Below are 24,891 nucleotides of genomic sequence, written 5' to 3' on the forward strand. Positions count from 1 at the left end.
AACATAAAAAAATTCAAAGACATAAAAGACATGTAAAAACATGAGTAATTTTCTGCTGTCAAAGGAGCTATTTCAGGCATTATTTTTTGGATCAGCCGATTTTTAGAAGCAAATGCAGTTTTTATTTTAAGAAAGATGATTTTCTGATGAAAAGAATGGTTTTTTTATAAAAAGGGTGATTTTTTTCTGAATCAAATAAAAGAAATTGTGGATAACCGACCTGGAAATTTAGATATTGCTGAAAAAAATACACATTGAAAAGCAATAAATAGGAAAAAAATTACCCAGAAAACGGGTATGAAAATACAGAATGGAACGAGAAATAGGCATCCTAGCGGATGCCGGTGAAGCGAAACTTATGCAATTTGTGGATTTTGGATTAATTCCCTTATGATGGATCGAACGAGCGAGCCAGGCCCTTTCTTTGCATCATAGAGTTTTGTGAGGATATAACGGTTATAGAAAAGGTGCAGTGCATCAAGAACCGTACCAATTTCATAGTCCTGTGCCATGATGGTAAGATCATGATACTGAGTTTCTTCAAAATCATAGATAGGAAGTAAATGCTCAGCATCCAGGGTAGGTGTCTGATCGAAGGCAATGCCATATTCTGTTTTCAGAATCTCCTCATACTGCATTCTCTCTCTTAACTTGTCCTCAAACAGGTAAGTGTTAAAGGTGCGGATCACATCATCCATTTCAGTGGTAAAAGAAACAATTTCGGAGTAGGCTTCCTGACGGACCTGGTTTTTGGTAGTCGCTCCATTAAAACAATCATTGAGCTTTGCAGCAATATAGCGTTTTTTCCTGGTGTACTCTTCCTTAAAAATAGTTTTGAAGGAGTTGGCATGATCCAAAATCTGCTTTACCACACCTGGTTTTACATATTTTGGTAAACCGGCAAGTAATTCTTTAAATGTGAGTTTGGCCACGGCCAGCTTTGCAGAACTCTGAAGTTCAGTGGTGATCGCTTCACAAAGAAGCATAAGGATCACTCGTAGCTCATTAATGGATTTGATCTGCAGGAGCTGCTCAAGCAAATCATATGTACACTGGATATAACCACCGCCAAGACCGATAGGATTATACATTTTGGTGTAGTCATGGATTGTAAAGGTATACTCTTCTGTGACCGGATCCATAGATACATCAAAAAAGCCGCAGGACTCCAACCGGAGAATATTGCTGCGAACGGTTTTGATGTTACAATCAAGTGCTTGTGCCAGATCTTCCAAATCGAGTGGTGAAGTGATGCCGGTATTTGCGTTGGCATAGAAATGGATCAGAATGAACAGCCGAACAGAGCAGCTTTTTAATAGCTGCTTCTCGAATGAAGTATGAATGATTTTCTTTATGGATGGAATGCTTACATTCGCAAAACGTTTCACTCTGGATCCACCCCCTTTCCGCAATGTAATGTTAATTATAAAGGGAAATAAAAAAATTTGGAATATTGCCAAAGTGTGGGAAAACGGGTAAAAAAGGACTGTTTTGTGAGATGTGTTAATGAGAAAATAAATGGGGAAAATAAGACTGAAAATGGGGGAAGTATTGTAAAATAAGGGTTTTTCCGGGAAAAACTACCGCACTTTACCGAAAATGGTTACCGCACTTTACCGAAAATAGCTACTGCACTTTACCGAAAAATTTACCGCAGTTCTCCGAAAAATATAGCGCAGTTCTCCGAAAAAACTACCGCAGTTTACCGAAAAAGCTACCGCAGTTCTCCGAAAAAGCTTAGCGCAGTTTACCGAAAAGCTATAGTATTTTGCCGAAAGGCTACTGCAGTTTATTGAAAAATAGTTGTATTTGCGCTGAAACGGGCCGATTAGCGCAGTTCTCCGAAAAGTGGAGCATCTAAGCTGGAACTGTTTAGCTAGTGCAGTTTACCGAAAAATAGCTGCATTTGGGCTGGAACTGACCAGATAGCGCAGTTCTCCGAAAAGTTGGTTATCTGGGGCGGAGCCGTTCAGATAGCGCAGTTTACCGAAAAGTAGTACATCTGAGCTGGAGCCGCTTGGATAGCGCAGTTTACCGAAAAATAGCTGCATTTGGGCTGGAACTGGCCGGCTAGCGCAGTTTACCGAAAAGTGGAGCATCTGAGTCGGAGTCGTTCAGATAGCGCAGTTCTCCGAAAAGTAGTGCATCTGAGGTAGAGCCGCTTGGATAGCGCAGTTTACCGAAAAATAGCTGCATTTGGGCTGGAACTGGCCGGCTAGCGCAGTTTACCGAAAAGTGGAGCATCTGAGTCGGAGTCGTTCAGATAGCGCAGTTCTCCGAAAAGTAGTGCATCTGAGGTAGAGCCGCTTGGATAGCGCAGTTTACCGAAAAATAGCTGCATTTGGGCTGGAATTGACCGGCTAGCGCAGTTTACCGAAAAGTAGTGTATCTGAGTCGAAGCTGTTCAGATAGCGCAGTTCTCCGAAAAGTGGCTGTATCTGAGCTGCAGCTGTTTAATTACTATACTATGCAAAAATGTATCTGTATTTGAACTGCAGTTGATCGGTTAATGCATTTTCTAAAAATTACTAAAGATATTTGGTTTGAAGTTATGTAGCCACCACATGATAGAAAACCGAGAACAGTATGTCCTCGGTTCGAGTTACTTTTTTTTGATGAAGTGCAGCTTCATTTCGTTTAAAGTACTTACAGTTGGAATTCCCAAAAGTTCTTCAGAGAAAACCATATAAGGATAATGCTCTTTCAATGTAGTCTTTTTTTCCAACAACTCATAAGCTTTCGAAAAAGCACGCTTTAATAGAGTATTTTTATTCGCTGTACGGATTGTATTGTTAAGCGCTTCTACTAATTGAGGAGAGCGATCAAAAATATCCCGAACGGTGATACATACATTTTCGTCTGTAGATTGCTCAATCATTGTCACAATGGCGAAAACAATCTCTACGGCGCGTTTATTTCTTTCTTTAGCAATTGATGTATAAATGATATCGGTATGTTCTGATATTAAGAACTTTGCAGGTTCAGTAATCTTATTTAAGTTGAGTTTTGACTGTCGTACCTTTACATTATACAGTGTCTGAATTAAGCGAAGCATGTAGGGAGAGGAAAAACGTATTGTGTTCGTGGTGTCATCATAACCCAGTGAAACCAAAAGCGGTAAAGCGGATCCGATTCGTTTTGGATATTTTGGATCGCGAATAATCCCGTAGATGGTTTGGAATGCTCCTGTCTTATTTCGCAGCATGATTATATCATTATCACTTAAATTACGTCCTTTCCCCATAAGTTCGGCCAAATCGGGTAAGTAAATAGTAAAACTTTCGTTTATCGCATACTGGTTTTGGTTGATAGTATTTTTAATATCGGCAAGAATAATACTGTAAAATAGTTTTAATAAGGGCAGATCAAATTCACCGATTTCAACAACCTTACCACGACTAATTTCTTCCAGTTTTGCTTCTGATACAGGTACTCCTTCAAAATAAAGTTTTCCGGTATTAGCATCATAATTGAGGCCATCTGTTGATTCCAGAGGTGTTAGATATGCACTTCCGCTTTTGCGTAAACTTAAACCAGATTCATACTCCTGATCAATGATCAGGGAGATGTGCTTGGTCAATGAAGTATCGACATAGTCTTTTTTTCTTGTTCGGTTGGTCCTTTTTTTGGTTTCGTGTTCTATGGATTCTAGAGAAGATGCATTAGGTTGTGCGTTGTATGCGTTATCAGCGGCAAAAACCGGCAGCTCCTGAAGAACCACTTTGAGAGCCTCATATACACGATTTTCATTTTCTGTCAAAGGTGGGCCAGACTTCATACGAGCTTGAAGTTCCTGAAAGTGCAGGGCATAATGTTCGGGAATTGGCGCATATACTTTTCCGGTTTCAGGATCCTTTGACCACCACTCATTTTCGGTTTGATAATTGATCTCATGACCAACAGGTACCATCTCGGTTTCAACATCAATGGGGTGCTCTTTTCCATCTTTATCTGTTACTGAAATCTGAACAGTTTTCTTTTTATTTAATAAATCTGAATCTTTTTCCATTATTCACGCTCCTAAAAGCTAAAAAATAAACCCTAGCTTATATTATACAGAAAGAGTGGATTTCCTGCAAGACAAATGAAAGTAGAAGGGGAATTGTTTAAGATTGACTCTTTTGTAAGGTATCATAAGTACTGTGAGAGGTATAAAAAAGAAAAACTGATAAACTGCAGCTTTTATAATTGGCTGCAGTTTATCAGTCTATACATACTAACTATTGAAAACGCTGTGTAGAAATGATATGCACTTTAGGTGTTGAAGGCCGGAAGTTAATGGGCTTCCCAATCATTGTGCATATTCTAGGTTCCTTAGTGAAATCCAACCATTTTAAAATAGAAATCCACCAATTCTTCATTGTCTCCAGCAATCAGTTCAAGAAGCACATATAGTAGATCTTCCTCGTTTCGCAATTTTTCAAGTGATGCAGTAATGGTAGAAATTGTATCTTCGTAGTCATCGGCATCAGTAATATCGTTTAAATTACTAATGTCAATACCCATATTTACAAGTATATTTGCGATTATAGAAACATCCAGATCATCAATGAAATCCATATATATCCCCCTATTCTAAATAAAATTTTTTACAGTATAGTTCCGTAATCATGTGTGATAAGTATTCATGAGGACCATAAACAATTGCGGTTCATGGTCCCTGTGTAGTTAGCAGATTGTAATGTTTTTTATGCCACTTGCAGCAATAAATAACAGGATATCTTCTTTGTATTCTGGCAGCACCTTAAGTAAAAGGTTCTCTTCCTGCGTGATCCACTCAGCAGAAAGAAGTTTTTCCTTTATGACAGGGTCATTGCTGATTCTCTCGGACAAACTTTTTTGTGCAAGTTCTCCCGCAGAAAGAGCCGCAGAAGTTTCAGAAACTGTTGCTGTCTCTTGGAAAGAAGTGCCAGTTTCCTCTGCACTTTCAAAAAATCCGGGTTCGTCCGTATTATCAAAGGAGTCAAAGCCCCAGTCACCAAAAAGTGCGTCAAAATCTGTAGTTTCTGTTTGCGCAACTTCAGAGGTTTTGGAAGGAGTGATTAAAACAGGTACACTCTCCTCGGGTAAGTCGGGCTGAGCAGAGCTATTGGAAGTTATCGGGATATTGGTTTCTGCTTCCAGAGCCGTATCGACCGGTTTCGAAAATCCGACGGATTTTATAGACTTTAGTTCGGCAGACAGCCTGAACATCTGATCTTCCAATGATTTTAATTTTCCAGCAAGACCTGATTCACCAGTGTTCAGATCTTTTGTCGCATGGATATAGGCTGCTATTCCGCTGCCGGCAGCATTTTTTAGTTCATCATTCAGCCAGTTTATTTTAGCAGACAGCTCGCAAAGCCGTTCTAGTGTATAGTTTTCTGCGATAGCTGAAGATGATGATGACTGCCCTGTTTTGGCCAGCAGCAAGGATGTGGATTCATTTAGGAGCTCTTCCGTAAGGCTTAGAAGAGATTTTCCGCTTTTGGCAATGGAATTTAAAGATTCCAGCAGCTTTGTGTAATTTCCAGAAAGCATCGCTTGGATGATTCGGAGCAGCTCATCTTTTTCAGACATCCCGAGAACAGATCGAACGACATCAGCCGTGATTTCATCTTCGCCATTTGATAGCTGTTCCAGCAGTTTTAAGGCATTTCGCATCGCACCACCAGAATAGGAAGCAATCAGTTCTGCAGCTTCCGGCTGAATACGGATTTGAAATTCTGTCGCAACTTCAAGAAGATGTTCACAGATGATGGCCTCTGGGATCTGCGTGATGGTATAGCAGGCAGATCGCGACCGGATGGTTGCCGGGATCCGGTCTGCTTCTGTTGTGCAAAGAATGATCAGTGCATAAGCTGGTGGTTCCTCCAGTGTTTTTAAAAGGGCGTTGAAAGCCTGACGGGAAAGCATGTGTACCTCATCGATGATAACGATTTTCCGCTTTCCGAGTGGGCGTTCGTGCAGCCAGTCAGTCAGGTCCCTTACATGATCAACTCCGGTGTTACTGGCACCGTCGATTTCCAGAAAATCAACAGATCCATTAGCTACAGATCTACAGCCATCACAGGTACCGCAAGGGTTTCCATTCTTATCTTTGTTTTTACAGTTTGCTGCCGCGGCCACGATCCTGGCAAGTGTTGTTTTCCCGGCCCCGTACTGCCCGGCCAGGACAATTACCTGAAAGAATTTGTCGCGAATTGACTGCATTCTCAGATTATTTACAGTAAATTCCTGCCCCTTTACCTCATCGAAGGTTTTTGGGCGTATCTTGGTATAAAGAGTCATAATTCCCCCTCTTTCATCATCTGGAACAGGAGTTCCAGAAAATCATGTTTTGTGTAGAGTAGCTTTTTGCCCCGGATATTGTGTGCCTGTTCAGAAATCTGGTAAGCCTGTTTAGCAGAAATAGGCAGTTCCGTCATATACGGGAATAATTTGCTTCCAACAAGTTTATGCAGGTATTGATCTGCATAGATGGCTTCCAAAAGCCTCACGATTGCCAGACGGGCGGCCGGTGAAAATGCTTCCAAAGCAAATTCGTCTTTTTCTTTCAGGAGACCGAAGGTTGACAGAAGATCCGCATGATTTTGTTGGTTCAGTGCTTTTATCATTCTGGCGGTCATAGATATGAAAGCGTCATCAGCATTTAGCTGTCGGAATAGTCCGGGACAGCCATTAGAAGCTGTAACCACCTCTAATGATACAAGATCTCCCTGTTCCATAAAAAACTGTGCCATATCATCTTCATTTACCGGAAGAAAACGGATTTCAAAGCATCGGCTGCATACCGTGCGGATCAAAGGCTTGTGTGCTATAAAAATGAATACACATTGCCCGTCTTCCAACTCTTTTAGCAGGCTGTTGGCCACGTTTGGGGTCATCTGATTCGCATTATCAATCAAAACAACGCGGCGCACAGTACTGGAATAGGAAATAAATTCTCTTAGGTCCTCCGTATCAGACAATTTGATGCTTGCCTGGTCACAGTCCAGACAGAAAAAATCTGCGCAGGAATGGAGTGGCTTATCAAGTCTGATGTCCAGGAGAAAGTGTGCCAGGATATCTGCACAGGTCCGCTTTCCAGTACCCTGAGGGCCTGACAGAATTAAATGCTGAGCATTTTTTTGTCCTTTGTCCATGTATTGCTTCAGAGCATTTTTCACATATGGGTTTAAAATCAGTTTTTCAAACATTCCTCTCCTCCTCGAAAGACCTCATAACCCAGATAGTCGCAGAAAGCTTTCCGGGTCTTATCGGTCGGATGCATACGGTCAGACTCGAAAAAGATCTGATCGATAGAATTCAGCTCTTTGCTCATTCGTACTGCGTTGGTGACAATAACTGCCTCCTTGGTTTTAGGCGGTGTCGTTCCATTGGCAGCTTCCAGAATATGTAAAAGTGCGGACATATCCGTAACTCGTTTCTCCTGTTCTAATCGGCTGTTTGTGCAGACTGCCATTAAAACCGCATCTGTGGAGGAACTCAAAAGGCGGGCCCGGTCCGTGAAGATGCCTTCCGCAGCGCTGAGTGTGAGCTGGGAAAGCACGCCGCTTGCGTGAAGAAGCGCACCGGCAATGACCAGCGATGGATCCGGCCGGATCACTTCATTTGGGCTGCCTTCGCAGATAGTAAGCGCCATATCAGCCAGGTTTGCAACATTGATGGTATGCTTTAAAAAACCGCCAAAGTATGGATGTGTGGCTTCCTCGGTCAGTGGGAATTCCAAAAACCGTTCGTATCTGGCAGTCCCCATACCGAATACAGCGCAGAATAAACTATACAATTTGGGATCCTCAATTTCATCGAGGAGTTTTTTTAAGAGGGTGATACTTTGTTCTACATCGTAGCTGGACAAAGTAACCCGGAAATCTGCCGGATCGTATGTTTCAGCCGGACTGATCCGGACAATCCGCAGCGTACACTGCTCCCGGAAAAGCTCAACTTTTCCGACAACACGGACAATTTTTCCAACATAGTTATCCGTTTCATCCGAGATGTGTTCGGACCAGCATTTTCCGTATACAATACCACTCTTATCACTGAGCGTAAGGTCCTGCCAGCGCCGGCCATCCGCGATCGACAATTTGACATTCCGAAGTAAAAACTCCGTTGCAATTTCCTTTTCGACCATGTTGGCCAGGTCCTTGATAAAAAATTTCTTCATAATGATATCTCCTCCGTTAAAAAATGCTGATCATAATATTTTTTGATCAGCTCCAATAATTTTTCGTTTTCCGGATAGTCAAATCCTCTTTCAAATTTCAGAAGAGAATTATCTACACCACGAAAACGCGTAAAATACAGTTCCCCGCAGCGGGCAAACACTTCCGTTGGGACCAAATAGTAATCCAGGTTGTATTTGCTGTTTCCATTCAGCCGTGCTTTTAAATCCGGATCTTCACAATCCGAAAGATATTCCTGCAGGCAGGCCTCATACTGAAGCCGGATTTCTTTGAAATCATAGCCTTCACTCAGCATTCCATGAAAGTGATCGTACATGTGCAGAAATTCGTGGACGTAGCTGCTAGGGGAGCGGACATCAATGCATACGCACTGGTAGGCCGGGGAATAAAGGCCGGAAGCATGGTGTCGGCCAAGCTTGCGGAAACGAATGGAAGCATCATAGGGATGCTTTCCCAAAATATCCCCAAGAGCAAGAAATTCTTTTTCCAGTTCCTGCATTTTGTCAAGATCACAGTCTTCGTCTACCTCTATATAGCGGTAAACTGTTAAGAAACGGCTCTCTTTCATGTAATCCTGATGCTTTGGCGGAATATTCTTTTTGGTCATAAATGCATTGGCTACCTCTGTGTTATTTCGATGATAGCGCTCATCCGCTTCCTGCATTTTGTGCTGTTCCATCAGGGCTTTTATAATGATGAGATATCCCTCTGGAATATTATCATTACATAGAAAATCCACTGTGCTGATAGAATACTGATTTAAGATCGGCAGGATCTGCTGCAGGAGTGAAAATTGAAATATAATTCCGTGCGCTTGTTGGCCGGCTATTCGCTCCTTTACAGGAATTTCCAGCTTGTCAAAAAATTGCATGACTTCTGGATACAAAACCTGCTCTTTTTCATAAGCATATACGGTACACATTTTCCCAAAAGCCTGGTATCTACGGGCAATTTCATCCAGAATGGACATATAGACCAGGTCATGGTCTTTAGACTCAATGGAATGGATGTAGCGCTTGTATTCAATCCGGATACGTTCTATGACTGCCAGTGTTGCAAGATAATAGGAATCCCATAAGATACATTTTCTCTTATCGTCTTTCAAATAGATTTTGCGGTTCCGGTTTCTGGGCTTTAGTTTTCCGAAGACCAGAAAGTATTCATTTTCAAATACAGTCATTTGAAAAATACAGTCCGTTGGCATACCGGTTGCTCCAACCAGCCTCGTTACCTGCTCATCATGGCATTGCGATAGAGAAATGCTAAATCCCAGAATCTCCTGCAGTTTTTCAGAAATCTCCTGTTCCGTGATCTGACCGGCCAGAAAATCTTTGTAAAGGGTATTTACAAAAGGATCGATCACCTTTTTCCAGTAGGTCTTGATCAGATATTCCGTGAAATCTTTTCGGCTGTTGCTCTTTTTCCAGAATTGGTCTCTGGAAAATAATTTGAAAAAGTCATTCATGGAATAAGTCCGGCGGGTTTTGATCCGGAGCAGTGACTGGATCCGGTCCTCTCCTTTGGCCAGATAATTGGTAGTCACCGTATTTTCTGGCAGAAAATCAAAAAGGTCGAAAAAATCTTCATCCGAAGATTCCATCGCCCCCTCATTTGTGTCTGGTTCATTGAAATTGAATAGCGCAGACAAATTGTACGGCAGTTGTAAAATAGCCATAGGTTCCTCCTCTCTTTGTTGTGAATGCACAAAAAAAGACCAAATTAGAATTCCTCTAATTTGGTCCGCATCTGTGCAGACTCATCCCCTTTTAATAAGCAATGTGCTTGAAACGAAGACAGAGTCTATTGTGTTTGAAATAAATTTTATCAAGGATAGTTTAACATAGATCAAAGGTGAGCGCAACGCCAAGAATGGACAGAAAAGAAGGAGCTAAGAATGGACAGAAAAGAAGGAGCCTTAGTGCCGGGAGGTCTGTTAATCAGAAAAGCTGTTTCAAACGCATAATACGTTAGAAACAGCTTTTTCTCAAATCTTTCTTTTGGAGAGTTCGTCCATGTATAATTCGGCAATATAGGATGGGCCATTGCACCATAATCGGGTCTGCTCATCGTAAAGTGCCTTGCCGGTTTTGGAAGAATAAAATTCCGGCAATATTTCCTTTGGACTTTTTCCTGTATCTTCTGCAATTTCTTCGACGGCCATGGTAATAAGAAGGTCAATCGTATAGTCTATTCGCTCTTTTGAAATCATTTCTTCAGCCATATTTTCTCGCTTTCCACAAAATGCAGGCAATCAAGCGCTGCAGTTGTTTTAAAACAATACTGATCCTTTAACTTATTCGGAAGTAGCTGTTTAATACAAAAATCATCAGCTTCTTTGCTTCCGGCTATTCCAAAGGCGCCGACTAGGTATGCAGCCAGCGTTGCATTTGTCGCGTCATCCGCAATTTTCCCAGCAATAATATCATATTTTGCCATAGTATCTTCAACATCCAGAAACAAAAGTCTTTTTCGATGAGCCGCAACACAGTGCAGCCATTCCACATTTGCATCATCAAATGCATATGTGGATAATTCTGGTGAAGGTCTTAACTGAAAGATGGAAAGATAGCCATAATCCTGATTCTCTTTAATGCTTCCATTTGCGAATGCTTTAGCAATGGAAGTCTTGAGAAAACGAATAGCCTGGTCCTTGGAGGTGGTCCAAAGTCTTTTCGTCTGGCGCATCTTTCCAATAAAGGCTTCTTTACCTCACAATAGCTGCCATGGTAAAGGATAAGCCCATCTGTAAAATCAAGAACTAATTTGGATCCCCTTTCTTTGAAGAAATTCCGTGATGTCTTCTAATACAGCATCATCTCCTTCGCAGTGAAAAATCCCATAACATTTTTCGATATAGCCAAGTACATCTGCTTTTCCGAAGATGTTAAAAATCTCATCCACAGGAAGATGCCATTCCTTTGATGCTAAACGTACCAATCGGGTCTGCATGAATATGATCTCTTCTTTTTCGCTCATCGCGAAATCCTCCTTTCCGAGCTATTTCTATACTCCATATTAACATAATATCTGCGCGTGAACAAGATGACGATGTGGCAACCAATTTAGTAAGCTTTTTAGTCAAGCTCGTCAACTACAATAGATCTTTTATATTCCTGCTTTCCTTCATAATCTCCGGTATAACCACTGGCCAGAAACCAATCTGACATTGCCTTCCTCTTTTGAAGGCCGCGCAATGCTTTTTCGTAATCAAAAACATAGGAATCTGCTATAAAATTTTTGCACAGTTCCCGGATATATATTATGTCATGTTCTGATTTACCCTGAAAACCGTATTCCGTTTCGTAATTCGGGTTGTCAGAGTAGCTCTTGCGGTGTCCGGCATAGAAGATAACGTCATAGCAGCATTCGCGACGAATCTTCCGTTCCAGGTCTGATTGCTGCCAGTACGGATCACTATAGTCGGTAATCTTAATGTCGAATACCTTCTTTTCATCCATGTCAAAAAACTGGACACGGTAACGGCCGTCCCCTTCTTCAATCCACTCAAATTTCATAATCCTTTTCCTCCTGGTTATTTTTACTTTCCGTATATGCCATATAGTATTTTTTTTGATCAAGGGTTCTATGGTGACCGGGAGCTATGTAATTCTCCCCCCACTATTTCCATACCCCATCTTAACACAATATCTGTGCGTGAACAAGATGCCGCGGCAGCGGTCAATCGACATAGTTTTTAAACTCCGGATACAGTGGGGCATCGGAAAAACTACCCTGCAAAAGAAAGAGGTTTCGTTTGGCCCGGGTCATGGAAACATACAGTAGGTTCCGGCCCTCTTCTGATTCTTCAAACTCTTCTACTCCATAAATTACTACGGTGGGAAATTCTTTCCCTTTTGATTTATGAGCAGTAAGAAGGGTAATCGTATCGGGGCTTGCGGGATATTCAACCTCTGCTGTATCAGAAAATTCGATCATGGCATTCATATGGTTAAGAAATTCGGAAGCCGTATTGATAGCCCGCATTTCGATGCGGGAGCACAACTCTTCTACTGCCGGATGTTCCTTCTTCTGCCAGAGAAACTGGTAAATGGACCGAACGGCATCGGACAGATCCTGGGCATACAGAAGTTTTTTACAGGAAGAAAGTGTCCTGGCAAGTGCGATACCGGGACTGCCGGATGCTTCATATATTTCAAGCAGATCCGGATCATATAAATCTGGTTCTGGAAGATTGAAATATTTTAAGAAGCTTTCCAACATGTGGTCTCGCTCGACAGGAATGTCCAGTTCATATCCATTACGTTTCAGCTGTCTGTAAAGCGCCAGTGGATCATGAAAATTGGTCACGTAGAGAGAAAATGTGTCACGAATGGCAATAAATACCTCATCCTTTATGAGTAATGTTTTGGGTGAAGTTGCAAGGTAAAAACCATCTAAACTTTTTTTGATCTTTTCCAGCGCTTTATTTTTGCGCGCAATGATGGCAATATCTCCAGGTTTATAACCAGAGCGTTCTGCGGATGCAACCAGATCCCGGATGGTATCTACCAGAACATTTTTCCGATAAATCGGCCGAACCGTAGCGCGGTGATGGGAACGCAGAGATTTGCGATACCGATTCGTATTATTGGCAATCAGCGCATTTGCAGCTTCCAAAATGTGGTCTACCGACCGGAAATTATCTGGAAGAATCACGATTTTACTGTTGCTCCACATCTCCTGAAAATGAAGCAGGTAATAGTTGCTTCCTCCGCGCCAGGAATAAATACTCTGATCATCGTCTCCCACAACCACAATATTTCCATGGGATGCGATGGCGTATACCAGATCGACCTGATCTGACGAGATATCCTGGAATTCATCAATCATTACATAGCGAAAACGCTGCTGATAGCTTTTTAATACATCTGGATATTCGCTAAACAGTTGGTTGGTAAGCTGGATCTGTTCATCAAAGCAGATATACCCCTCTTCTTTCATTCGTTCCTTCAGTTTCTGATAAAGGCACCCTAAACCATCCGGATCAGGAAAATCCGCATGTTTTTTCCACTCTTCCAGTCCGTCTTTCTCAATGGAAAGTACAGCGTTGTAAATCCTGCTCAGCAGGCCGAAATCACCGGTGAGTCCGTCATAGTCAATGCCGGACAATGGAGAGATTTCATCAATGATCTGCAAAATCAGACGATAGTAGTCTACCTTCTCTGCAATTTTTAAGGATTTTCCTATGAAGTCCTCATGTTTGCGAAGAATCGTGTAGCCAAGGCTGTGGAAGGTAAAGATGGCCGGCAATGCACTTTCTTCACCGAGCACCCGTCTGGCACGTTCCAGAATTTCGCCAGCGGCCTTTTTGGTGAAGGTGACAAAAAGAATTTGTTCCGGCAAAATCCCGTTTTTGATCATTCGTACCATACGTGCAATCAGACAGTGAGTCTTGCCGGCACCAGGTACCGCGATGACTGCCATAGGGCCATCCATGTGTTCAACAACTCTCCGCTGCTCCGGTGTCAGTCCTTTCTCTAAATCGACTGTTTCCGCTGGAACAGGGATGGAAGTTTCTTCTGGTTGTTTTTCCGGTGCCAATGCGGAAGTATTCTGCTGATGGCATACATCTGTATAGCGGCAGTATTCACATTTTTGAGGTACGGAAAGCTGGATCGTGCTCAGGAGAGCCTGGGTGGCCTCCGCTATCCCGCCGTATCCCATTTGAAGATAGCATTTCCCTTCCGTATACTGTGAGGCCAGAAAATCAGCCTTATCCTCTTTGGATTTTAAGTAGCAGATCATGGAAATCGTTTCCTGTCCATAGGCTGGAGCGCTGATCAGGTATTGTGATAACAGTTCCAGGCTGTAATATGCCTGGGTCTCTTGCTTCCTGGCTCTCACAGAATACTGTGGTTCATTCGGGAAAATACTTAAAGCATAGACATGCTCCCCCTTTTTAAGAACCAGATCTGCTTGTGCAGATAATTCAGACACCGCTACGTGGTTGCAGCTTGTATTGACTGAAATCGCTGAGCAGAGCCTGGTCTTCAAAATCTGATAACCCTGCTCAAAGAACCAGTCAGCAAAGCGATGCCACCTGGCAAGGTCCTGATCCCGGCAGGTTTCATACTGGCGGTTATTAAGGAACCAGTCTCTGCTGTATTCCAGAAATGCTTTTTCGAGTGCTTCTGAAAATGAAGTAGGCCCTTTGGATAATGCTAAAATTAAAGAGTCCTTCTTTTGATAAAAAAACTGGGTACGTTTTGATGCAGCATATAATCCCAGCTTTCCGAGACGGTAGTGGCTTTCGCAGTGGCGAAGCCGGATAAGATCCCTGATTGTAAGTTTCATAGGCTAAGTCCTCCTTTTGGGCACGAAAAAAGGAACCTCCCAAAGGAAGTTCCTCCAACGTACATATTATTCTGTTTATTTTTCCAGAATTCCCCCACTCATTCGGTCATAAAATGGCGTGCGCTTTGTCAGAGACAAATGTTGTTGAAATGAAAGAATCTATGAGTATTTTACCATTGGATTTGGGGCAAATCAAGGATTATCAGATGATGGTATGACAACTTATGTAGATTAATGGGAAGAAATGTGCTATGCTAAAAAGGCTGCCGAACCTCCAGCAGAAAGGAGGTGAGTCGGATGGGAGATTTTATCATCACATTTTTTGTCTCTGTTTTAGCAGGTGTAGTTAGCTACTACATATGCAAATGGCTGGACAGAGATAAATAGGCAGCAACAGCCTAAACGGTCGGTTCGCCGTAATGAACAAGAAAACCCCAGAGGAGGCACCCTCTGGGGTTTTCGTTTTGCCGCATGGGAAATCATCACATTTCTTAGCTGCCTACATTTTATTATATTTTCATCGAAAAGTCAATATTCCTATGAATGCCCGTTTATCGCTGTATGAATATCTGGTTATCGTTTGTTATAATTAATAGTTTTGTAATGGAGAATTAAAGATAAAGGTTCACTTTTGTGCTACCATATTTATAACAAATAATTTGAAAAAGGGGCGATTACATGGAAGAGAGTTTCTGGAAACAGACATATGAGAAGATTCTGATTGGAATGGGTCTCTTTGGGATTACATTGAATTTTCTCTTTCTCAATCAGATTCTTCCCTTCCTTGGTGCCCTTTTGCTGTTTACGGGATTCCGAAAACTGAGACTGGAAAACCGCTGGCTGAAAGCCGGATACGCAGGCGCCGCGCTCAAAGTTGTGATTACCATCGTGAACATTGTGATTGGAAGTGTGCTCGAACGGGAGAAAATTTATGTTTCATATGTATGGAAAGTGATTGTTTTCTGTGGCGGAATTTTGCCGGTTTTTCTGATGGTTTGTCTCTTCCTTGGTATGCGTGAGGAACTGGAAAAGCGTAAGGCGGAAATAAAAAATGAGGTCGTGCTCCATATCATCATCTGGTATGTGGTGGTGACCGTGCTTGCGGTTCGGGAATATGAGGGCTGGATTCTTGGCCTGGCGATCGTTGCCGCATATATTGGAATCCTTGTGGAGTTAAAGAATATAGCAGAAAAACTGGAACAGGCCGAATATGTACTGGAAGAGCATCCGGTGCGGATTTCAGATGGAAGATACGCAGCGGGAGCAGCAATTCTGACTGCGGCAGGCCTGCTCATCGGCTATACATGTTTTGGTTCCTATCACATGGCGTGGACAACTGCAAAAGAAACGCAGGATTCGGCGAGTGAAGAAATCAAAGCACATCTGTTATCCCTGGGTTTTCCGGAAGAGATTTTGCATGATTTAAAGGAAGAAGATATTCTGGCATGCAAAAATGCCAGACAGATTTTGCTGAATCAAAGCGATGATTTGCTGCGGGACGGGGATGAGCGGCTGCAGCTTGACGGCGTGGCAGTGGAACTGGAACAGGAAGGGCAGTGGAAGGTAATCCATCATTTCTTATGGAACGGAAATTCGGGCTTTCGCGGGACAGAGGCAGTGCAGATCAATCCTGCATACCAGGAATTGAACGGCGGTTGGACTGCCCAGGGAGAACTTACCGGCCAGGTCCTTTACGATAAGGATGGGACTTCTTACACCGCAGAGTATGCGTCTTTACAAAATGAAGCATACGATACCAACCAGAATTTTCCATTTTACGGAAGCCAGCAGTATGCCAGCATTTTTGCAGAATTTTCCATGCCACATCGCGGGGAAAACTGCCGCGGATACGTGGCTTACGAAATCAAGGCAAAGGAAAGTGACTGGTGGATTGATTCCTGGCTCAATTACACCCATCAAAAGACCATCTGGCAGTACCCAGTGATATCTGCGGCCCAGAACAGAAAACAGGGAGGCTGGCTGAATGAGCGTGTGTTCAGTACTGTGCAGGATGCGCTGCAGGTGTTACCGGAGGGAGAACGTGAGAATTCTGTCGGCTTAGGAATGTAAAATAGGGAGTTGCAGAGGTGTTTTTTATGAAAAGAATCACATGCATTTTACTGACTTGCATATTATGTTTTTCTATTTCAGGCTGTACAAAGACATATAAAGGTACGGATGAACTGATAGAAAAAGCCAGAGAAGAAATTCCAGTTTCCGATGCGGATACGATTGATATGCAGTATGGAGGTATGTGTACCGTAGATGATACGGCACTCGTTTGGTTTATTTCTGGCAATCAATATCAGACGCATTACTACCTTCCTATGGAAGTAGAAATCAAAGGAGAAGCAGAATATGCTTATGTTCGGACATACAAACCGATGTCTCCTTTCATGGATATTGCTGTTTTGAACTGGAATCGTGGGTATGCCTTTATTGTGAACAATCCAAATTGTGTTTCTGTAAAAATTACGGATGAAGCAGGTACACATGAAGAAATGATAGAAAAAGATGCCTATCCGTATGTGTTCTATTGTTCATCTGTCCCATCGGAGTACGTTTTTATTGATGCTGAAGGAAATGAACTTAACTGAAACCTCAGCAACTTCAAATTTGAAGGGAGGCAGTTAAGATGATTTCTTGTAATAAGAAATTGAAGAGTGCAGCTAAGGGATTTCTATGTGGAATGTTGCTATATCTATTTATGATATTTATGACGGGGCATTTCACCTTTTTCAGATTATCTGAAATTCCGACGTATCTTTTGAGACGACTCCCATACGGAATAATGAAGTGTTTCTCCTTTGGAGTGGTTGGTTACCTAATAAGTTTGTGTTATTACATTGAGAAAAGAAAATTCAATAAATGATAAAAAGTGGGCTTCTAGGAATAATCGCAAAGGCTGCCGTCCTGGTATTTGTTAGGCGGTAGCCTTTGCTTATGCAAGAATGAAAATGTGCTTTTATATGTTGATTGACTCAGTTATTCATTCCTATGATCACAACTCTGCAGAATTTCCAGGGTCCTATTATCTCTTTCTCCACCGAAAAATTTTTTGAGTACTTTTTCAAATACATCAATTTCCGGAGCTACAGTATCAAATAGGGTCATACAGGACTGGAGCTTTCTATCATCTGGTTCACCCATTACTTTCTTTGCATCGTTGTCTTTAATTTCCAGCAGGACAGTGGATATTTCAATCAGATTATGGCCGAGGGTTGGATCCGTAATATAGTTTTCAGCTTCCTCACGACTTTCAATGGCATAGTATATCGCCATATTACTGTATCCGAGACCACGAATCTGGGGGAATATGAACCACATCCAATGGCTTCTCTTTTTACCTACCTTTAATTCCTCATAAGCGTCATGATAGTAATTCTGCTGTGCTATTAGGAAACGATCTAATGATTTTTTCATGAATGGCTCCTTAAAAATATTTACTTTGGCGAGGCTTCTGCAGGTGACAGTTGTTCAATTTTTGCCTGCAGCTTTGCATTTTCTCTATCCGCTTCTCTGATACGCTCCTGCATTTCACGCTCTTTATCCATGACGGCGCGCTCTTTATCAATTTCCGCACGCAATTTGCTTTCATTTAACTGAGACTGTAGGGCTGAAAATTTGTCCTGGAGCTCTTTGTACTGCTCCTGTAAATCCTTGTATTTTTCCAGATCGGCTTCCATACCAGTCATTTTTTTGAGAAGAAGATCATTGCTGGCAGTTTTTTCATTGGCAATCGTGCGGGCATCATCACGCTCACGGCATGCATGCTCTTTTTCACTCATTACTTTTTCAATTTGAGCAGTGGTTTCTTTTTTTATGGCTTCAATCTGGGCAGCGGCATCCTCCTCTGCTTTATTCATCGTATCCATGGCCTCTTTTTGGAGTCTGTTAGCCAAATCAGTATTTTGCTGGGCCCTATCCATATCAATTTGGGCCTTTGCAATAGCCTGTTCTTTTTCTGTAATCGCAGCATTTAATGCTTCCTGAAGCCTAGAAATTTTGGCATCCTGGCCGACTGCTATACCATTAAGTTGTTTAATTAATGTAGAGATCGTGGCTTCAACTGCCAGTAAGGGGCCTTCTAACTCAGGATGTGTCCCTCTGATATTGTCGGACTCTGCAATATCAAGAATGCGCAGAATAGCATTCTCCTGCTGCTCGCCTTTTGGGTCTTCCAGATTTTTATACAGATCAATGATGTGCATCAGCCGTTCCGATGCTGTTGCGGTCAAGCGCATGCTGACCGGCTTTTTGGCAGATTTTTCTTTGATTTCTTCCATGGGATGCTCCTGATTGATATAAATGTTTACGTTTACATTATATACGTTTACTTTAATTGTATTATAGCATCATACAGGCCACATAACAATAGAAAGTTTATTTTTAGTGAAAAACGTAAACTTTTTATTGCGAGAAATGTAAATAAAAATAGCCCTGGACATTTTTGCCCAAGGCTATATCATGCAGCATCAATTTTACTTTGCAATTAGGCGAATACACAATGAATTTCACGATATATGTTGAATTTAAAGTGCACGTGGTCACTGATTCCCACATGTGATAATTCAGCAGACAAGTACGGCAAATATTTTTGATTTGGAGTTGTTTAGGCATTTTAGAACAAAAAGTTTACGTTTACGTCGTAAACGTAAACTTTTATGGAGATGAGCAACGATTATAGCATATAGAAAGAAAAATTCCATAAATAATGCTATTCTACCGTTCCAGTGGAAGATCTAATCCAGGATCTTTTCAGGCTTAAAATTGAGGTAGTCTCCAGAAACCAGGTGATACCGGATCCCATGGTGAACTCCGTGGATACTGTCGCCGTAACGGGACTCTCCGTGGCAGTGGGAATATACAACATGCTCCACTCCGTACTCTTCGGCCATCCGCGTGAAGATACTCTCCTCTTCCACGATATTTGTTGGCGGATAGTGGAGAAACATAATATATTTACGGAAGCCGGCCTCTCTGGCGCTTTCAAAAGAAATCCGCAATCGTTCCGCTTCCCGCGCTACCAGCTTTTTGGCCTGTTTCTCATTGGCTTCATCCCATCCGACAATCTGCCCTTTTGAATTGATGTAGAATGGTCCCTCAAAGGTATATCCTTTTGTTCCTACAAGGGCATAATCCTGGTAATGATAGTGATTATTCTGCAGGAAATGCAGCTGTGGTTCATATTCTTGATTTAGAACTGCAGTTTTCTTGGCATCCCAAAACATATCGTGATTTCCCCGCAGCAAAATCTTATTTCCGGGAAGATCTGCGATAAAAGCAAGATCTGTTTTTGCTTCGGACAGATTTTTGCCCCAGCAATGATCTCCAGTGATGACAAATGTATCTTCATTTCCAATCAGTTTTCTGCAATTCTTTTCGAGTTTTTCTTCATGCTTTTTCCAGACTTTCCCGAATCTATCCATAGGTTTGTCTACGGAAAAGGCCAGATGCATATCTCCCAGAGCATATAGTGCCATGTTTTCTGAGTCTCCATTTAAAATGAATGTTTGCTGAGCAGGCCGGACAATACAAACTGCGATGTTATATGGGGAGGATGCTCAACGATATTTTTAGTATAATGGGTTGCTTCGGGAGTGTCAATTCGATTTGCATTCACCTACATCTGGCCGGCTTAGGCCAGGAGGCTGATTGGCAAAACAAAAAGAGGATATGCCCATAACAGACATACCCGCTAAAATTACTTTGTTGTCTGCATCAAAGTTTAGAAATAAAAAAGTTTACATTTACAGCGTAAACGTAAACTTCCAAAGAAAGTGGCAGATTTTTCATGCATCATCTGTAAATGATACGACATCGTTGGGCGTGCAGGACAGATATTTGCATATGCGTTCTAATGTTACCAAGGTTATATTTTGGCCTTTTTTGAGCCGGTCAAGCGTATGATTGTCAAGGACCTTATCCTTCAACAGAGTATACTGTGTAATTTTGCGTTTCTGCATCGTGTCCCATAACGGGCTGTAATCAACCATTGAAAAGTCCTCCTAAGAACAATCATAGCTGAATTACGGATAAATCAACATTGTGCATATATGCACAATGTTGTATACTGGTTAGAAGGAGGTAAGAGAATATGCAGGAATTTGACTATAGTAATGAAACATCGAATGATTTGTATGATGCGGTGGATGGGCTGTCTTATGAGGAAGCGGTATTTGCCAAGGAAGCTATTGAAAAAATAAAAGAGGAAAAAGAAGAGAAAAAGGTCATGAAATTTAAAAAATGGTTTAATGAGGCTCTTTTCCCGATTCTTAATGAATTTGCTGCTGTTTCCGGATGCTGCCTTAAAATTGATCAGGATGCGTGTGGCGGTATGACAGTAACATTAAGGAGCAAGTATGGCGTTGATATCACTGCAAACCAGAAACAAATGCACATGGCAATAGCATTCGCAGACCACATTGCTGTAAACAAGTGGTCTGGAGCTGATGAGGTGGAACTTACTCTCATATATGGTATTCCTGAAGAAGATTAAGAATTGAATGGATGAGAAAAGGTTCATCCTATTAGCAAAACACTAATGAGATGGACCTTTCATTGAATTCTCTTAATAAATGCAGTATTGAGGTGCTCCCCCGGATGCCAGAAGATCATCAATACCTTTTCCATTTTCTTCTTTCCAGTTTGCAATTACGACTGGGATGCCAGCGGTTTTTAGTCCGTCTGCCAGTGATTTTTCGCACGATAAAACCCGCTCATTATGAAGCTTGTCTGCATCAAATGCAACAACAACCATTTTCATTCCCAGTTCTTTCATTTGAGAAAGGACACCGTCATCTAAAATAAGAGAATAGGAATTGACCCCGGGAAGAGTTACCACCGGAGTCGATAAGGCGTTGGATGCAAATAGTCCTTTTGGCTCACCCTCCGTGATGTACCAAAGGGAGGATGTTTTGGCAAAAGGAAGGCCGTAAAAACTGCATTGGTTTGCAGCCGCGCAGCCCTTTTTATAGATGTTGGCCAATATTCCACGTGTTGCAGCCTGAGAATCCTGATAGTAGGAAGCCAGGGTTCTGTATTTTCCTTTTTGCGGGAGAAATTCTTTCTCTCCTCCAGGGGTTACAAAGTAAACTCCCTTCATGCTGATGAAATATTTTTTACCTTCGGCATAGTAGAAACGATCCTGGCCGGAAGTGATCACGGTTGCATCAATGTCAGAAAAATCTTTCCGGATCCGAAGACGAAAGGTGTTCCCATCGAGGTCATACATCGGAAATACCAGTCCACTTGGGCCGGCAAAGGTCCACTGCTCTCCTTTTAAATACGCCCCGGGAATTCCTTCGAGTGAATTTGATCCAAATTTCTGTAGAATTAGATCTGCAAGCCTGGCTCTGGTTATATTTCTGGTGCGGTATCGGTTATGGTACTTTACCCGCAGGCTGTCCTCTTCTGGAAATGATACAATATGATGCTTTTCAATCAGTTCATCCGTCCAACCCTGGCTATGAAGATAAGCCTTGTGTGCCGGGTCAAGGATCAGAAGATTTTGCATATAGGTGTAAATACTGCTGCAGTTTTCATTGTTTTTGGGCACAATCTGATCAACCGGTTTCAGTTCCCTTTTTTGTGGTTTTGAAATATGCGAATAATTCATTCCGGTTTTCTTTTTCCGGAGCAGTTCGTACTGAGTGCGTTCTTCATAGATGGAACTGCCGGAACCTTTTGCGCTTCCGATGAACACATATTCCTGGCCATCGGAACCGATCATATTGCACTTTTCTTTATCACGCTGGCAGCAGATGAGCTCACCACCGTAATCTTCCGGTGTCCAATAGCCACACCAGTCTTCATGCTGACAAATGGGGCATTTTCTGGCCCTGCTTACCCCTTTCCATGCATCGCTCATGTTCTTCTCCTCCTGTAAATATGATATTTGTTTGCTTTTTACCGCCATGTAGCGGAGTATGTCAGTCCTGCTGACGCATATGATTGCCTGTCGGCATCATTTTCGCATAAAAAAGGGCATATCAATCCCGGATGAGATCGTATGCCTTTCACATAGCGAATTATATTTGAAAAAAATGAGTACCGTTTTATTATATCTGCTTCACAAATGCTTGTCAACAGCGCTGAAACCCTGTTCGGCGAAGGGAAAGCCTTTGAAAGGACTGCAAGTTAAACACTCATGGGAAGGTTAAGAGATGCAGACCAGTCAGATTAATTCCAATATCTGTTGGATGTTCTTTTTGCCAAATGAGGTTTTATCCTGATTGATAATCAGACAGGGAACGCTCATAACATGATATTTTTCTTTTAAATCTGGAAAATGGGCAATATCATATACTTCAGCCGTTACGAGAGGGTTTAGGGAAGCAATCCTCTGTGCGGCCGTCACAAGATCCGGGCACATGGTACAGGAAAGTGATACCAGGACCTGCAGATGAACGTTATGCTGGATTGCCAGTATTTTTTCTCTTATTACAGGATCAAGTGGCTGCCCAGGCCCTGCAGCATTATATAATCCCAGAATAAAGGACGTAAATTCATGCCCTCCAGGGACGCCGTGAAAAGCCAGCCCTGTCTGCTCTCCGCTTTCGGTTAATACATCCACAAAAGGAAGCGAAGCACCGGTCTCTGCAGAAGGGACGCGTTCGTGCACAGTCAACTTATCTGTATATTTTGCCAGTTCTGTCATATAATTTTCTAATTCCTGGCTCACGGGCCGGGAATCCAGATGCAGCTCAAGCTGCAATTTCCGTTCCATTTTGGCAAATACCGTATTTAACTGGTTTATGATATCCTGTGAGAAAAAACTATTTGAGGATTTTACATCTGGCGCGGCACCTTTTTTAACCGCCTGTTTTGCATGGATACCGGTTCTTCCCTGCATGGCAGCCGCATATTTTTCCAGCTCCGTAGCGGCGGTAGCACCATCTCCCACTGCCGTTACTACCTGGCGCAGATTTTTCTGGCACACATCACCGGCTGCATAAATTCCTTGGCAGCTGGTCTGCCGGCTCTTATCGGTTATCACATATCCATGGGGATCCAGATTTACCAGTTCTTTTACCAGTGATGTGTTTGGCTCATAACCTGCAAATACAAACACTCCGAACGTGTCATTTGCAGAATCAAAGAGAGTTTCCTTTCCGGTATTTCTATTTCTGTAGCAGATCCTGCGCAGCATGTGGTCACCCTCAACACAAATAACTTCGGTATTTGTCAGGACGGTAATCTTAGGATGATTTTTGGCTGCTTCTGCAACAGCTTTTGCGCAGGAAAAATCATCGTCTCGGATCAAAATGGTCACATGGCTTGCGAATTTGGTGAGGAATACACTCTCTTCTGCCGCTGCAAATCCTCCGCCGATTACAAAGATTTCTTTCCCGTAGAAGAATTCTCCGTCACAGGTTGCACAGTAAGCTACTCCATGACCGCGGAACTCTGCCTCACCTGGAAAGCCGATCATTCTTGGATGGGCGCCTGTTGCAAGCAGAATTCCAAAGCTTTGGAAGCTGTCCTTGTCTGTAGTGCTTTCCCAGAGTTCTGCTCCGGATGCAGTTTCTTCTTTTTTTAGCGCAGTAACTTCCCTTAATAGAAATTCAGCTCCAAAAAACTCGGCCTGTCTGCGCATGGTTTCTGTCAGTGCTCTCCCGCTGGTTTTCTCAATGCCTGGATAATTTACCACTTCATCAGTGATGGTGACCTGGCCGCCGAATTTCTCTTTTTCAAGGATAAGGACACGATAGCGGGCACGTGCAAGATATAATGCGGCGGTCAGTCCGGCCGGCCCTCCGCCGATCACTACTACATCATAGAAATTTTCCTTTTCCATCAGAGCATACCTACCAGATCAAGGCTTGGTTTTAAGGTTTCTGCACCAGGTTGCCATTTGGCCGGGCATACTTGATCGCCATGTTCTGCTACGAACTGGCATGCCTGAAGGCGGCGAAACAGTTCATCCGCATTACGGCCAACATTGCCCGCATTTATTTCGTATACAACGATTTTTCCCTCTGGATTTACGATGAAGCTTCCTCTCTCGGCCATTCCATCGGACTCAATCAATACCCCAAAGTCCTTACATAATACATGAGCGGGATCGGCCAGCATTGGGTATGCGATCTTACCAATTCGCTCAGAGTGATCGTGCCATGCTTTGTGTACGAAATGAGAATCTGTAGAGACCGAATAAACTTCGCATCCTGCTTTTAGAAACTCTGGATATTTGTTCTGAAGATCTTCCAGCTCCGTAGGGCATACAAAGGTAAAGTCTGCCGGATAGAAGAAAAAGAGACTCCATTCTTTCATGATATCGTTTTTGGTTATGGTTTTAAATTCACCATTCTGATAAGCCTGAACAGAAAAATCATTTATTTCTTTGTTGATCATTGACATCTTCGCAGTCCTCCTTTATGGAGTAATGGTTCCCAGAAGCACATCAAGTTATGCGGAGACCGCGCTG

22 protein-coding genes are annotated in these 24,891 nt (G+C 42.4%); 3 read left to right on the forward strand and 19 right to left on the reverse strand.

Annotated elements, in window-relative coordinates; all coding sequences use genetic code 11:
- Positions 1-356: 356 nt before the first annotated feature.
- The 12 genes from DW922_RS06570 to DW922_RS06625 all read right to left on the reverse strand — a co-directional run bounded on the left by DW922_RS06570 (position 357) and on the right by DW922_RS06625 (position 14,462).
- Positions 357-1,388: a hypothetical protein gene (locus tag DW922_RS06570; RefSeq protein ID WP_118542836.1), complete on the reverse strand. Its 1,032-nt coding sequence runs from the start codon at positions 1,386-1,388 to the stop codon at positions 357-359.
- Positions 1,389-2,602: 1,214 nt separating this feature from the next.
- On the reverse strand, positions 2,603-4,009 hold the full coding sequence (locus DW922_RS06575; protein WP_118542835.1) for a hypothetical protein: 1,407 nt from the start codon (positions 4,007-4,009) through the stop codon (positions 2,603-2,605).
- Positions 4,010-4,314: 305 nt separating this feature from the next.
- Positions 4,315-4,560 (reverse strand): hypothetical protein, encoded by a 246-nt coding sequence (locus DW922_RS06580; protein WP_118726144.1) that lies wholly within the window; start codon positions 4,558-4,560, stop codon positions 4,315-4,317.
- 108 nt (positions 4,561-4,668) lie between these two features.
- On the reverse strand, positions 4,669-6,270 hold the full coding sequence (gene dnaX / locus DW922_RS06585; RefSeq protein ID WP_118726145.1) for a DNA polymerase III subunit gamma/tau: 1,602 nt from the start codon (positions 6,268-6,270) through the stop codon (positions 4,669-4,671).
- On the reverse strand, positions 6,267-6,722 hold the full coding sequence (locus DW922_RS17980) for a hypothetical protein (protein ID WP_243032088.1): 456 nt from the start codon (positions 6,720-6,722) through the stop codon (positions 6,267-6,269). The genes dnaX and DW922_RS17980 overlap by 4 nt, the downstream gene beginning before the upstream one ends.
- A gap of 440 nt (positions 6,723-7,162) precedes the next feature.
- A complete protein-coding gene (locus DW922_RS06595; RefSeq protein WP_118726146.1) occupies positions 7,163-8,149 on the reverse strand; it encodes a hypothetical protein in 987 nt (328 codons plus the stop codon).
- On the reverse strand, positions 8,146-9,843 hold the full coding sequence (locus DW922_RS06600) for a hypothetical protein (RefSeq protein ID WP_118542830.1): 1,698 nt from the start codon (positions 9,841-9,843) through the stop codon (positions 8,146-8,148). Before DW922_RS06600 ends, DW922_RS06595 begins: the two co-directional genes overlap by 4 nt.
- Before the next feature lie 309 nt (positions 9,844-10,152).
- Positions 10,153-10,389, reverse strand: coding sequence for a hypothetical protein (locus DW922_RS06605; protein ID WP_118542829.1), 237 nt, complete (start codon positions 10,387-10,389; stop codon positions 10,153-10,155).
- The gene (locus tag DW922_RS06610; protein WP_243032091.1) at positions 10,374-10,853 is read right to left on the reverse strand and encodes a DUF3990 domain-containing protein; all 480 of its coding nucleotides are present in this window, start codon (positions 10,851-10,853) and stop codon (positions 10,374-10,376) included. Before DW922_RS06610 ends, DW922_RS06605 begins: the two co-directional genes overlap by 16 nt.
- Before the next feature lie 66 nt (positions 10,854-10,919).
- Positions 10,920-11,144, reverse strand: coding sequence for a DUF3791 domain-containing protein (locus DW922_RS06615; protein WP_118542828.1), 225 nt, complete (start codon positions 11,142-11,144; stop codon positions 10,920-10,922).
- A gap of 98 nt (positions 11,145-11,242) precedes the next feature.
- Positions 11,243-11,683, reverse strand: a complete 441-nt coding sequence (locus tag DW922_RS06620; protein ID WP_118542827.1) for a hypothetical protein — start codon at positions 11,681-11,683, stop codon at positions 11,243-11,245.
- A gap of 163 nt (positions 11,684-11,846) precedes the next feature.
- Positions 11,847-14,462, reverse strand: coding sequence for an ATP-dependent helicase (locus DW922_RS06625; protein WP_118542826.1), 2,616 nt, complete (start codon positions 14,460-14,462; stop codon positions 11,847-11,849).
- Positions 14,463-15,140: 678 nt separating this feature from the next.
- Between DW922_RS06625 and DW922_RS06630 the strand changes: the two genes are divergently transcribed.
- Complete coding sequence (locus tag DW922_RS06630; protein ID WP_118542825.1) at positions 15,141-16,532, forward strand: hypothetical protein; 1,392 nt, start codon at positions 15,141-15,143, stop codon at positions 16,530-16,532.
- 26 nt (positions 16,533-16,558) lie between these two features.
- The gene (locus tag DW922_RS06635) at positions 16,559-17,059 is read left to right on the forward strand and encodes a hypothetical protein (RefSeq protein ID WP_118542824.1); all 501 of its coding nucleotides are present in this window, start codon (positions 16,559-16,561) and stop codon (positions 17,057-17,059) included.
- Positions 17,060-17,447: 388 nt separating this feature from the next.
- Here DW922_RS06635 and DW922_RS06645 read toward each other — a convergent pair whose 3' ends face one another.
- From DW922_RS06645 to DW922_RS06660, 4 genes are all read right to left on the reverse strand, one after another.
- The gene (locus DW922_RS06645; protein WP_118542822.1) at positions 17,448-17,885 is read right to left on the reverse strand and encodes a DUF1810 domain-containing protein; all 438 of its coding nucleotides are present in this window, start codon (positions 17,883-17,885) and stop codon (positions 17,448-17,450) included.
- A 20-nt stretch (positions 17,886-17,905) separates the two neighbouring features.
- Positions 17,906-18,748 (reverse strand): hypothetical protein, encoded by an 843-nt coding sequence (locus DW922_RS06650; RefSeq protein ID WP_118542821.1) that lies wholly within the window; start codon positions 18,746-18,748, stop codon positions 17,906-17,908.
- A 456-nt stretch (positions 18,749-19,204) separates the two neighbouring features.
- The gene (locus tag DW922_RS06655) at positions 19,205-19,945 is read right to left on the reverse strand and encodes a metallophosphoesterase (protein ID WP_118542820.1); all 741 of its coding nucleotides are present in this window, start codon (positions 19,943-19,945) and stop codon (positions 19,205-19,207) included.
- Positions 19,946-20,254: 309 nt separating this feature from the next.
- Positions 20,255-20,458: a helix-turn-helix domain-containing protein gene (locus DW922_RS06660; protein ID WP_118542819.1), complete on the reverse strand. Its 204-nt coding sequence runs from the start codon at positions 20,456-20,458 to the stop codon at positions 20,255-20,257.
- Positions 20,459-20,559: 101 nt separating this feature from the next.
- Here DW922_RS06660 and DW922_RS06665 point away from each other — a divergent pair, with 101 nt between their 5' ends.
- Complete coding sequence (locus DW922_RS06665) at positions 20,560-20,961, forward strand: hypothetical protein (RefSeq protein ID WP_118542818.1); 402 nt, start codon at positions 20,560-20,562, stop codon at positions 20,959-20,961.
- A gap of 72 nt (positions 20,962-21,033) precedes the next feature.
- On the opposite strand, the gene DW922_RS06670 is transcribed toward DW922_RS06665, so the two are convergent.
- The 3 genes from DW922_RS06670 to ahpC form a co-directional block, all read right to left on the reverse strand.
- Positions 21,034-22,332: a DUF3854 domain-containing protein gene (locus DW922_RS06670; protein WP_182431700.1), complete on the reverse strand. Its 1,299-nt coding sequence runs from the start codon at positions 22,330-22,332 to the stop codon at positions 21,034-21,036.
- 306 nt (positions 22,333-22,638) lie between these two features.
- On the reverse strand, positions 22,639-24,261 hold the full coding sequence (locus tag DW922_RS06675; protein WP_118542816.1) for an FAD-dependent oxidoreductase: 1,623 nt from the start codon (positions 24,259-24,261) through the stop codon (positions 22,639-22,641).
- Positions 24,261-24,824, reverse strand: coding sequence for an alkyl hydroperoxide reductase subunit C (ahpC, locus tag DW922_RS06680; RefSeq protein WP_118542815.1), 564 nt, complete (start codon positions 24,822-24,824; stop codon positions 24,261-24,263). Before ahpC ends, DW922_RS06675 begins: the two co-directional genes overlap by 1 nt.
- Between the last annotated feature and the right edge of the window lie 67 nt (positions 24,825-24,891).

This window comes from Clostridium sp. AM42-4 (assembly GCF_003480105.1).
In the GTDB taxonomy this organism is placed as follows: Bacteria; Bacillota; Clostridia; order Lachnospirales; family Lachnospiraceae; genus Brotaphodocola.